At 36.6% G+C, this 11538-nt stretch carries 11 protein-coding genes; 7 read left to right on the top strand and 4 right to left on the bottom strand.

What is annotated here, in order from left to right:
- Positions 1–115 precede the first annotated feature (115 nt).
- The 3 genes from HRT72_08080 to HRT72_08090 are packed head-to-tail and all read right to left on the bottom strand — an operon-like array spanning position 116 to position 3101.
- Positions 116–991 (bottom strand): NAD kinase, encoded by an 876-nt coding sequence (locus HRT72_08080; protein ID NQY67666.1) that lies wholly within the window; start codon positions 989–991, stop codon positions 116–118.
- A 9-nt stretch (positions 992–1000) separates the two neighbouring features.
- Positions 1001–2422, bottom strand: a complete 1422-nt coding sequence (locus HRT72_08085; protein ID NQY67667.1) for a hypothetical protein — start codon at positions 2420–2422, stop codon at positions 1001–1003.
- 19 nt (positions 2423–2441) lie between these two features.
- The gene (locus HRT72_08090; protein ID NQY67668.1) at positions 2442–3101 is read right to left on the bottom strand and encodes a CBS domain-containing protein; all 660 of its coding nucleotides are present in this window, start codon (positions 3099–3101) and stop codon (positions 2442–2444) included.
- A 61-nt stretch (positions 3102–3162) separates the two neighbouring features.
- On the opposite strand from HRT72_08090, the gene HRT72_08095 reads away from it, so the two are divergent.
- The 6 genes from HRT72_08095 to HRT72_08120 all read left to right on the top strand — a co-directional run bounded on the left by HRT72_08095 (position 3163) and on the right by HRT72_08120 (position 9095).
- The gene (locus tag HRT72_08095; GenBank protein ID NQY67669.1) at positions 3163–3876 is read left to right on the top strand and encodes a pyridoxine 5'-phosphate synthase; all 714 of its coding nucleotides are present in this window, start codon (positions 3163–3165) and stop codon (positions 3874–3876) included.
- Positions 3876–4643 (top strand): alpha/beta fold hydrolase, encoded by a 768-nt coding sequence (locus HRT72_08100; GenBank protein NQY67670.1) that lies wholly within the window; start codon positions 3876–3878, stop codon positions 4641–4643. Before HRT72_08095 ends, HRT72_08100 begins: the two co-directional genes overlap by 1 nt.
- A gap of 41 nt (positions 4644–4684) precedes the next feature.
- Entirely contained in the window at positions 4685–6580 is a 1896-nt protein-coding gene (acs, locus tag HRT72_08105; GenBank protein ID NQY67671.1) for an acetate--CoA ligase, read from the top strand.
- A gap of 63 nt (positions 6581–6643) precedes the next feature.
- Entirely contained in the window at positions 6644–7381 is a 738-nt protein-coding gene (locus tag HRT72_08110) for a polyprenol monophosphomannose synthase (protein ID NQY67672.1), read from the top strand.
- Positions 7381–8724: a dihydroorotase gene (locus HRT72_08115; protein NQY67673.1), complete on the top strand. Its 1344-nt coding sequence runs from the start codon at positions 7381–7383 to the stop codon at positions 8722–8724. Before HRT72_08110 ends, HRT72_08115 begins: the two co-directional genes overlap by 1 nt.
- Positions 8721–9095 (top strand): DUF4296 domain-containing protein, encoded by a 375-nt coding sequence (locus HRT72_08120; protein ID NQY67674.1) that lies wholly within the window; start codon positions 8721–8723, stop codon positions 9093–9095. Before HRT72_08115 ends, HRT72_08120 begins: the two co-directional genes overlap by 4 nt.
- Here HRT72_08120 and HRT72_08125 read toward each other — a convergent pair.
- Positions 9088–10095: an NAD-dependent epimerase/dehydratase family protein gene (locus tag HRT72_08125; GenBank protein NQY67675.1), complete on the bottom strand. Its 1008-nt coding sequence runs from the start codon at positions 10093–10095 to the stop codon at positions 9088–9090. The genes HRT72_08120 and HRT72_08125 overlap by 8 nt on opposite strands.
- Positions 10096–10157: 62 nt before the next feature.
- On the opposite strand from HRT72_08125, the gene HRT72_08130 reads away from it, so the two are divergent.
- Positions 10158–11441, top strand: a complete 1284-nt coding sequence (locus tag HRT72_08130; GenBank protein ID NQY67676.1) for a tyrosine--tRNA ligase — start codon at positions 10158–10160, stop codon at positions 11439–11441.
- The last annotated feature ends 97 nt before the right edge of the window (positions 11442–11538 follow it).

Genomic DNA, 11538 nt, shown 5'->3' on the forward strand with positions numbered 1-11538 from the left:
AAATAGCAATAAAATAATTCTCTTAGACATCACTGATGATCATATTTAAATCGCTCGCTTCGCCAAAGATAACAATATATAGGTTTTTAGTGCTTATAACCCCTATTCTAATAGACTAGTTTCTTGTGTCTAATCCCCAAAGTAATTTGGTTTTTAATGTGTTCAAGAAAGTTTGTTCGTATATTCTTACGAGATTGATGGTAAAACGTTCTTTAGAAATTTTGAACTCTACGCTATCTTGAAACGAAACAGACCGGGAGTCTAACGCGGCTAGATAGCTTTTATCTCTACCGTCAATTTTTAAACGTATTTCATGATCGTCATTTACAATCATTGGTCTTACATTTAAATTATGTGGGGCGAGTGGCGTAATGCAAAAAACATCAGCACCGGGTTTAATTATAGGTCCTCCACTACTGAGGGAATACGCAGTTGATCCAGTTGGGGTGGAGACAATTAATCCATCTACCCAATATGTGTTCATGTAATCATCGTTTAGATATGCTTCAATTGTAATCATTGAAGAACTATCTTTTTTCATGATGGTAAATTCATTCAAAGCGAAATTAAAATCTCCAAATAGGTTCCCATTCGTTTCGGCTCTAATAAGATCTCGTTTTGATAGACTGTATTTTCCGTTAAGCAAAGCATGAAGAGCGATATCAATTTCATCTTTTGCAACACTAGAAAGGAAGCCAAGCCGTCCCAAATTGATACCCATAATTGGAATAGGACTATCTCTTACAAGATCAATGGTATCGAGAAGAGTACCATCGCCTCCTAGACTGAATAAAAAATCAGTGCCTACTTTAAGGTCTTGGTGCTTTTCAAAAGATGTTACACCTGTAAGATCAAGGGAGCTTTCTATTTTATCATAGAAGCTTTTGAAAATTTTAACGCCACAATTTTCCTTTTTAAGCTTTTCAATAAGGTGCTCGATATAGATGAGGTCACCGTCTTTGAATACTTTACCGTAAATCGCAATATTCATAATCTTCGATTAAATTGGGGCAATGAAGTGGAAATATACTCCACTTTTTCCTGATTTGTCTATTGAAAATTCAATTCTTCCAACTTTGTCGTAATAAGTTACATAATCTAACCCTAGTCCATAGCCCAACAATAGAGAATTATCAAGTTTATTTGAAAAATATTTATATCTGTTTGAGGTGTATCCAGCGTCTATGAATGCATTGAGATAGATGGCATAGTGTATTTTGGTAAATTTTTTAAATTTCTTTGGCCATCCTACGTCAACCGTTGTTTGCTTAATTAAATTGTATTTAAGGTTGCCTTTTAAAAGACCTACATTTTGACCATCGATGTAGCTTTTCTCGTATCCTCTAACAAACCAGCTACTATAGCCTAGCCCATTGTTAAGGTAATATGGTTGATTCGAATTATTAGAAAGTTTTATTCTCATGCTAGCCGCACTATACCAACGATCTGATAATTGTGTATATCTCCTGTATTGAGCCTTAATGTTTAGAACGTTTAGATCGTTTTTGAAAATGTTAATGCCGTGTTGGATTCCTTCTATTTCAAAATAGTAACCTTTAAGCGGATATGCTTTATTATTTCGATGATCTTGTTTTAATACGTAATTGAGTTTGAAAAATTCAAGAGAGTTCTTTCCTCTTCCGAGGTAGTTCGGGTTCTTTACAGCAGCTGTATCAGCAATTTGTACTCTATCATAACCTAGTCCTAGGATGTGTCTGTTATATATATCTGGGCGATAGGTGTAATTTGAATATGCAGTTCGTCTAACTCGAGAAAAATTTAATGTATCCTCGTGAAAGATTCGTTTATCATTTCTTGTTAGGATATTGAAATCATGGTATTGTCTGTAAGAAGCACCAAAGGATAATCCGCTTTTTTGTTTTCGATCGATATAGGGAACATTATAGTTAAGATTGATACTCTCTTCAAATCCGAGCTGGATTTTGAGCTTTAAACTCTCTTTCCTTCCTCTAAAATTCTTTTTTACAAAATAAAGTCCATAGTTGGTTCTGTCGATTCTTTTATCCTCCCACCATTTGCTTAGTAAAATGTCATCAGCAAGTTCAAAAATAGGAGAACCCCAAAAATACCATCGTTCTTGTACCTTGATATTTACTTCGATTTCAATAAAAGAAATTGACTTTTTAGTTATCGTTACAAAATTGAAAAGCGATGTATTCGTAACATTGTTTGCAGAAGACTTAAAGCGTTCTTCTATCTCTATTCTTTTGATAGTATCACCTATATGAAAATTTAATTCACGAAGAATTATTCTTTCCTTGGTTACTTTATTTCCTTCGAATGTTATGTTTTTAACTACAAAGTAGTCCGTGGAATCTGTTGGAATATGAATAATATCCGACTGGCTGAATGTATTTATCGATAACATCAGCAGAGCGAAAACTAGAAAATACGCTCTCATTATTTATTTATTGAATATTTCAGATCTCTAGATACTTCATGAATGAGGCATATCGTTCTTGGATATTACTCACATGTTCGGATTGGTTATAGGAAGCTGTAACTTTAAAATTGAGCCTGTAAAAAGTTTGCAAGATAGCTTCAATGTCGCTCACATTAACTTTAAGAGTAACCTTCAATTCAGATGTGTTCGAAATAGGAGTGGAGTAACAACTTAGAATTTGCGCCCCATTAGACTCTACAATACGTGCTATTTCTATCATGGAATAATCGTTAATAGGGACTTCCAATAAAATTATACCACCACCAGCATTAACACCCATTAGAAAGGTCATGCCTTGGATAATTGCCTTGCTTGAAATCGTTCCAGTATAGGCGCCATTTACATTTAGTACTGCAATAGCTGTAAGTTTTAAATCCGCGAATTGCTTAACAACTTCATAAAAATGCTGCTCTTCAACGATAAATTGATTTGCTAATGGAAGATCAGTAATGTTGATTTCATCATCGCTACTAAAGTCTAAGACATCGGATTCGGATAGCATTCCTAAATATTTACCATTGTCAAATAGCGGAAGATGAGATACTTTGTAGTCGTCCATTAAGGATAATACCTTAGTAGAACTATCTGTTTTACCTATCGTAGGTAACTCGTCGGAAATAAAATCTTTTGCGATCATTTAGAATTCTGAATTAGAAACAAATTTATTAAATATTTTAGCCAAGTAAATTATATGAGAGATGACTAAACTAAGTGTCAATATTAATAAAATAGCTGTTCTAAGAAATTCAAGAGGAGGAAATCTTCCAAATTTACTTTCTGTATCGGATGATATAGAACGTTTTGGGGCAGAAGGAATCACCGTTCATCCTAGGCCTGACGAGCGCCATATTCGATATCAAGATGTTTATGATCTTAAAAAAAGGATATCGACAGAATTTAATGTGGAGGGATATCCTACCGAAACTTTCATGAAAATGGTTTTAGAGGTTAAGCCGACTCAAGTAACTCTTGTACCAGACCCTCCCGAGGCTTTAACTTCAAGTTCTGGTTGGGATACGGTAAAGAACGAAAGCTATTTAAGAGATGTAATAGATGAATTTAGGGCGGCCTATATCCGGACTTCAATTTTTGTAGATACTAATTTTGAAAACATCGAAGGGGCAAAAAAGACAGGAACGGATAGAATCGAATTTTATACGGGGCCTTATGCTGCTAACTATTCGATGAATAAGGAAGAGGCAATAAAGGAGTTTGTTGATGCATCTAAATTAGCTAATGAACTAGGTTTGGGAATCAATGCGGGTCATGATCTTAATTTAGATAATTTGAAATATTTTAAAGAGAACATCTCCAATCTATTGGAGGTTTCTATTGGCCATGCATTAATATCAGACTCTTTATATCTTGGTCTGCAAAATACGGTTCAGATGTATTTAAGACTATTGGCATAATGCAACTTAATTACAAGGAGTACGGTAGCGGATACCCATTTGTAATAATCCATGGGCTGTTTGGATCATCCGACAACTGGACATCTATCGCTAAAATATTAGGAGAACAATTTCATGTAATTACTATTGATGTTCGAAATCATGGACGGTCACCATATTCGGATGAACTGAACTATGATCTTATGGCGACTGACCTAATTGAGTTGCTCGATAATCTGGGGTTGGAAAAAGTGAATCTACTTGGTCATTCGATGGGAGGGAAGATGGCCATGCAGTTTGCCAATGATTTCCCCGATCGCCTAAATAAAATGATTGTAGTGGATATCGGACCTGAAAAATACCCACCCCATCATGGAGAAAAGATTGAAGGCCTTCTATCGATCGACCTTAGCTCGCTTAATTCAAGAGTAGATGCCGATGAGCAATTGTCTCAGTCTATTCCAGGAGAAATGGTGAGGCAATTTTTACTTAAGAATTTATATAGAGACGAGAATAGAATGTTTGCATGGCGTTTTAATTTGCATTCGTTGGCGAATAATTTGGAGGAAATATTCTCTGAAATTAGTTTTAATCAACAGGTTATAATTCCGTCTCTCTTTGTCAAAGGAGGGCAATCTGAATTTGTAGGCGAAAAATCAATAAAGTTAATAGAAGCTAATTTTGCGAATTTCGAATTGGAGACATTTGAAAATAGTGGACATTGGTTGCATGCTCAAGAACCAAAGCGCTTGATAGAGTCAATCATTCAATTTATAAAGAAGGATTAATATCTATATTTGAATTACACTAATTCAACGATAAGAAGTTAATGCTATCTAAAATTAATTCGTTCGAAGAATATACTTCGGAATACCAAAAAAGTATAAGTGATCCTGAGAAATTTTGGGAGGACAAGGCCGAAAGGTTTTCTTGGCGAAAGAAATGGGGTAAAGTTCTCGATTGGAATTTCGAGGAACCTAATGTACGCTGGTTTGAAGGGGGTAAGCTGAATATTACGGAGAATTGCTTAGATAGACATCTTGAAGAAAGAGGAGATGAAATTGCTATAATCTGGGAGCCCAATAACCCATCGGATAAGTCTCTTAAATTCACCTATAAAGAATTACACAAAGAGGTTTGCAGATTCGCCAATGTTCTTAAAAACAATGGAGCAAAGAAGGGAGACCGGATTTGTATTTACATGCCCATGGTTCCTGAATTGGCCTTCGCTGTTCTAGCTTGTGCAAGAATAGGAGCTATCCATTCTGTTGTATTTGCTGGTTTTTCTGCAAAGTCTTTAGCGGACAGAATTAATGATGCCGACTGTAACATTGTTCTCACAGCCGACGGGGCTTACCGTGGGGCCAAGACTATTTCATTGAAGAAAATTGTGGATGAGGCCTTAGCATCCTGCACAACGATTAAAAAATCAATCGTTTTAAAAAGAACAGGTGAGCAAGTAACAATGGTTGACGGTCGAGATGTTTGGTTACACGAGGAATTGGAGAAAGCAGATTCCTTTTGTGATGCGGAAGAAATGGATGCGGAAGACATGCTTTTCGTGCTTTACACATCTGGTTCTACAGGAAAACCTAAAGGCGTAGTTCATACTTGTGGCGGCTATATGATATATGCAGAGTATTCGTTTCGTAACGTATTTCAATACAATCAGGGTGAGGTATATTGGTGCACGGCAGATATTGGTTGGATAACAGGTCATACGTACATTGTATACGGACCTCTTTTAGCAGGTGCTACTTCTGTTCTGTTCGAGGGGATCCCTACCTGGCCAGATGCCGGAAGGTTTTGGGAAATATGTGACAAGCACAGTGTGGAAATATTCTATACCGCGCCAACGGCAATAAGGGCTTTGCAGGCCTGTGGATTAGAGTCAGTACAAAAGCACTCATTGAATACACTTAAAGTATTAGGAACAGTAGGGGAGCCAATTAATGAGGAGGCTTGGGAATGGTACAATACCAACATTGGTAAAGGAAATTGTCCGATTGTGGATACGTGGTGGCAAACCGAAACAGGTGGTATTATGATTTCTCCATTAGCTGGTATAACCAAGTTAAAGCCGAGTTATGCGACTTTGCCTTTACCTGGAATTCAACCCGCGTTAGTTGACAGTGAAGGAATAGAATTAGAGGGAAATGATGTACAAGGCAATTTATGCATAAAGTACCCATGGCCTTCTATTATAAGAACTACTTACGGTGATCATGAAAGATGTAGGACAACTTATTTTTCGAGTTATAAGGGGATGTATTTTACGGGCGATGGATGTAAACGAGATAAAGACGGATACTATCGAATTACAGGCCGAGTAGATGATGTTATAAATGTATCCGGGCATCGATTGGGAACTGCAGAGGTGGAGGCCGCTATTGATGAGCATCCAAAAGTTATTGAAGCGGCGGTGGTAGGATATCCTCACGATATTAAAGGACAAGGTATATATGCCTACGCAATTATGGAACAGGGTGTAGAACTTGGTGATGAAACGCGTAGAGAGGTATTGGATATTGTGACAAAAATGATCGGACCAATTGCTAAACCAGATAAAATACAGTTTGTTACAGGACTCCCTAAAACAAGATCGGGTAAAATAATGCGGAGGATCCTAAGAAAAATCGCAGAAGGAGAAACGGCTAATTTGGGTGATACAAGTACATTATTGGATCCAGATGTTGTAGAAGATATAAAAGAGGGGGCTTTATAGCCAAAGAAAAATTAATTTTGTAAAAGAGCGTTAGGGTTAGCTCATTATGAAAATATTAGTAAAATGAAGGGTTTAGTAATTATTCCGACTTACAACGAAAAAGAAAATATCAAGAGAATTATTGATACGGTATTTTCTTTAAATGAGGATTTTCATGTTCTTGTCGTTGATGATAATTCACCTGACGGAACTCCTCAGATTGTAAAAGAATTGCAAGCGAAATATACCGATTGCTTGTTTATGGAAGAAAGGGCAGGGAAACAAGGGTTGGGCACAGCTTATATTCATGGCTTTAAGTGGGCGTTAAAACACAACTACGATCTTGTTTATGAGATGGATGCCGATTTTTCTCACAGACCAAAAGATTTAATTAAGCTAAGGGAGGCCATCAATGATCAAAATGGAGATGTTATAATTGGGTCGAGATATATTAAAGGAGTAAATGTGGTAAACTGGCCTATGGGCAGAGTATTACTTTCTTATTTTGCTTCTATGTATGTGCGCATAATTACCGGGATGGATATACAAGACACCACTGCAGGATTTAAATGTTATAGAAGAATTGTTCTTGAAACGATAGACTTAGATAAAATAAAATTTAAAGGGTACGCATTTCAGATAGAAATGAAATTTAGAGCATGGAAACATGGGTTTAATGTAGTTGAAGTACCAATCGTATTTACAGATAGAAGAGAGGGAGTATCGAAGATGAATAAAGGGATTATAAAAGAGGCAGTTTTTGGTGTTCTATCAATGAAGCTGATTAGTTTGTTTACTACTTACAAACAGGTTGAACGTTAATGGCAACTTTATTAATTAAAGGATCTCACCTTATAAATGAGGGAGAGGTTTACCGAGCGGATATTTTATTAGAGAACGATATCATTATTGATGTTCTTCGTGAAAATGAGTCATCAAGCGTTGATGTAGATGATACGATAAATGCATCTGGATTACATATTCTACCTGGTGCAATTGATGATCAAGTTCATTTTAGAGAACCAGGCTTAACTCATAAAGCCAATATTTACACAGAAGCTAAAGCTGCTGTTTCCGGGGGAATCACATCTTTTATGGAAATGCCCAATACGGTGCCTAACACGGTTACTATTCCGTTATTAGAAGATAAGTACACCATTGCATCCGAATCGTCTTTGGCTAACTATAGCTTCTTTATGGGAGCCACAAACGATAACATAGATGAGGTACTTAAAATAGATAAGTCTAATGTTTGTGGGGTGAAGATTTTTATGGGCTCTTCAACTGGTAATATGTTGGTAGATAGTGAAGAGGCATTGAATAATATATTTTCAAAATGCAAATCATTAATTGCGGTTCATTGTGAAGATGAGGCAACAGTTTCTAAGAATCTGAATGAGTACATCGAGAAGTATGGTGAAGATATTCCTATGGAAATGCATCCTAAAATTAGAAGTGAGGAAGCATGTTACTTGTCTTCTTCGAAAGCAGTAGCTCTTGCAAAAAAGCACAATACACATTTACATATATTACATATATCCACGGCGAAAGAATTGAGTTTGTTCGATAATTCATTGCCATTGATGGAAAAACGAATTACAGCAGAGGCATGCATTCATCATATGTGGTTTGATGAAAAGGATTACCTCACAAAAGGATCGAGAATAAAATGGAACCCTGCAGTTAAAACGGAAGACGATAAAAGAGCAATTCTTCAAGGAGTTTTAGATAACACAATTGATGTTATAGCAACGGATCATGCTCCGCATACGGATGAGGAGAAGAAAGAAAATTACATGCATGCTCCATCTGGCGGACCTCTTCTTCAGCACAGTGTTGTTACAATGCTAGAATTATGTAAGCAAGGAAAGATTACGTTAGAAAGAATTGTGGAGAAAATGTGTCATGCACCAGCAGATTTGTTTGGTGTTGAGAAGAGAGGGTATTTGCGAAAAGGCTATAAGGCAGATTTAGTTTTAGTTGATTTAAATAAGAAATGGACGGTAGATAAATCGAATATTGTGTCCAAATGTCAATGGTCGCCAATGGAAGGTCAAGAGTTCTCATCAACAATAATATCCACCTTTGTTAATGGCCGTAAGGTATATGACGAGGAAGGTTTCTATGAGGAGCATAAAGGTGAACGTTTAACTTTTAGCAGATGAGTAAGTACCTTTTTTTAGCAATCTTCCTGTTATTTATTTCATGCGGTAAGAAGGAAAAACCTGTTGTAGTTCCTAATGATGTCTTGAGTATCGAACAAATGATAAATATAGGAACTGAAATAAATATCATTAAGGCAGCGAGTGAGACAAGATTATCGAATGGCAAGAGGAAACAAGAGAATATTGATAGCTATATGAAATCAATATTTAAAGAAAATGAGGTAACCCAAGAACTTTATTCCAAAAGTTTTGATTGGTATGCTACTCAGCCTAAAATGTTTTCTAAAGTATACAATGGTATCATTGAGAAATTAAGTCAGCGGGAAGTTGAGCTTCTTAATAAGTCAGCTAAAAGAAATAGAGCTAAATAATTTCTTTCTTGCAGAAAGCGGATGCGTTTTCTATCGCCTTCTCAATTAGTGTAAACTCAAAACTGATAGCCTCTTTTATTTTTTTATTTGAATAGCGGACGTTGGTATTTGCTGAAATCAGCATTTCTTTGGTTAAAATGGGTCTAGACCCTGTAATTAATGATCGGATTTTTTCTTCCCAGTAAACGAGTTTGGCCAATTGTTGATTCGCTGGTTTTGTGGCTTTCTTAACACCAAGTTCTACACTAATATTTTCGAAAATTTCTTTGAAGCTTTTGTTGCTTCCAATTACTAAAAAACGATCGTTCTGGATATCGCTTTTACAAAGTTGTATCATGGCTTTTACTACATCCCTTACATCAACAAAACCGTTACTGCCTAAGCTGTAATACCCAATTTCCTTGAGAGCAAAGCTGAACATGGAAGAACTATTCTTATTTAATTCTGCAGGTCCAATAATAATGGAAGGGTTAACCATTACAGTGCTCAGCCCTTCTTCGTTTGCTCGTTTTACTTCTCTCTCGGCATTGTATTTACTTACGCCATATTTGGAATGCTGATCTTCGATATTCCACTCGTTTTCTTCATTAGAATCTTCTTGGTTTTTCGATTTGCCAATTGCTGCGGTTGAGCTCACATGGCAAAACCTTTCCACCCCTTTTGTAATAGCAATATTTACAATATTGGCTGTGCCTGTTTCATTTACTTTGGTAATCAGTTTAGCATCTTTAGGATTGAAAGATACAATTGCCGCACAGTGATATATCGTCTTTATACCTTGGCAAATTTCTCCTAAGCCAACCACATCGGATAAATCACAATCTACCCATTCAATTTTGTCAAGTAGTTTGTTGTCAATTTTATAATGATCACAAAGTTTTTCTAAGATTTTTATGGAAGAAGATTCTCGTTTCATAGCACGGATCTTTTCCTCCTTTTGGATGAGCGCGATTAACAAATGAGAACCTACAAGGCCGGTACCTCCAGTTACTAAAATCATGAGTCAAAAGTAGAGGAAAAAAACACGGCTATGTTAGATTATGAAATGATTATCTTTGCGCTATGAGTAAAAATAATTTGATCCAAGAGCTTACTTGGAGAGGCATGATTCACGATGTAATGCCTGGTACAGAAGAACAGTTAGAGAAAGAAGTGACCACTGCCTATGTGGGTTTTGATCCTACGTCAGACTCATTACACATTGGTAACTTGGTTACAATTATGCTTCTAGTACACTTGCAAAGAGCAGGACATAGACCTTTAGCATTAGTTGGTGGCGCAACTGGAATGGTTGGAGATCCGTCTGGGAAGTCTGAAGAAAGAAATCTGTTAGACCAGAATACATTGGCTTTTAATCAAGCTGGAATTCAAAAGCAATTGGAGAAATTTCTTGATTTCGAAAAGGGATCAAATGCCGCTGAAATTGTAAATAACTACGATTGGTTTAAGGATATGTCGTTCTTGGATTTTATAAGAGATGTAGGGAAGCATATTACGGTAAATTACATGATGGGAAAGGATTCTGTAAAATCGAGATTGGAAACAGGATTATCTTTCACAGAGTTTAGCTATCAATTAGTTCAAGGGTATGATTTTTATCATTTGCATAAAGAGAAGAACTGTCGACTTCAAATGGGTGGTTCGGATCAATGGGGAAATATCGTTACAGGTACCGAACTGATAAGAAGAAATGGAGGTAAGAATGCATTCGCACTTACTTGTCCATTAATTACTAAAGCAGATGGCGGTAAGTTCGGCAAGACGGAAAGTGGTAGCGTTTGGCTTGATCCGAATAAAACATCGGTCTACAAGTTTTACCAATTTTGGCTAAACTGTTCAGATGCCGACGCGGTGAATTTCATCAAGATATTTACGCTGCTTACCGAAGATGAAGTTAAGTCTCTTGAGAAGCAGCATGAAGAAGCACCTCATGAAAGACCAATACAAAAAGCATTGGCAAGGGATGTGACTATTCGAGTACATTCGGAGCAAGAGCTTAATATGGCTATTGAGGCGTCTGAAATACTTTTTGGCAAAGGAACTTCGGAGATGTTACAAAACCTTTCAGAGGCTCAGTTGTTGGATATTTTTGAGGGAGTACCACAATGCGAAATATCAAAATCTGAAATTGAAGCTGGGGTTCCAATCGTGGATTTCGTCTCATCTAAAACTGGAATATTTTCGAGTAATGGGGAAGCCCGCAGAATGCTCAAGAACAATGGAGTGAGTATTAATAAGGAAAAGGTAAACGATACCGTTTCTATTTCTTCTAAGGATATGATCGATAACAAATACGTTCTAGTTCAGAAAGGCAAGAAGAATTACTTCTTAGTAAAAGCAGTATAGTCTATCGTTTTATTCTTTGACCAGTTTCCCATGGTTATATATGTTGTTGAAGATAATCTGACCGTCTTCTCCGTATCCGATATTAGGACCGTGCTTC

It is taken from the genome of Flavobacteriales bacterium (assembly GCA_013214975.1).
In the GTDB taxonomy this organism is placed as follows: domain Bacteria; phylum Bacteroidota; class Bacteroidia; order DT-38; family DT-38; genus DT-38.

What these genes read in the sequence shown, in the direction of transcription:
- HRT72_08115 (NQY67673.1), top strand. Translation starts at nt 7,381, where the DNA reads ATGGCAACTTTATTAATTAAAGGATCTCACCTTATAAATGAGGGAGAG.
- HRT72_08125 (NQY67675.1), bottom strand. Translation starts at nt 10,095, where the DNA reads ATGATTTTAGTAACTGGAGGTACCGGCCTTGTAGGTTCTCATTTGTTA.
- HRT72_08100 (NQY67670.1), top strand. Translation starts at nt 3,876, where the DNA reads ATGCAACTTAATTACAAGGAGTACGGTAGCGGATACCCATTTGTAATA.
- HRT72_08130 (NQY67676.1), top strand. Translation starts at nt 10,158, where the DNA reads ATGAGTAAAAATAATTTGATCCAAGAGCTTACTTGGAGAGGCATGATT.
- HRT72_08085 (NQY67667.1), bottom strand. Translation starts at nt 2,422, where the DNA reads ATGAGAGCGTATTTTCTAGTTTTCGCTCTGCTGATGTTATCGATAAAT.
- HRT72_08090 (NQY67668.1), bottom strand. Translation starts at nt 3,101, where the DNA reads ATGATCGCAAAAGATTTTATTTCCGACGAGTTACCTACGATAGGTAAA.
- HRT72_08120 (NQY67674.1), top strand. Translation starts at nt 8,721, where the DNA reads ATGAGTAAGTACCTTTTTTTAGCAATCTTCCTGTTATTTATTTCATGC.
- HRT72_08080 (NQY67666.1), bottom strand. Translation starts at nt 991, where the DNA reads ATGAATATTGCGATTTACGGTAAAGTATTCAAAGACGGTGACCTCATC.
- HRT72_08110 (NQY67672.1), top strand. Translation starts at nt 6,644, where the DNA reads ATGAAGGGTTTAGTAATTATTCCGACTTACAACGAAAAAGAAAATATC.
- HRT72_08095 (NQY67669.1), top strand. Translation starts at nt 3,163, where the DNA reads ATGACTAAACTAAGTGTCAATATTAATAAAATAGCTGTTCTAAGAAAT.
- acs (NQY67671.1), top strand. Translation starts at nt 4,685, where the DNA reads ATGCTATCTAAAATTAATTCGTTCGAAGAATATACTTCGGAATACCAA.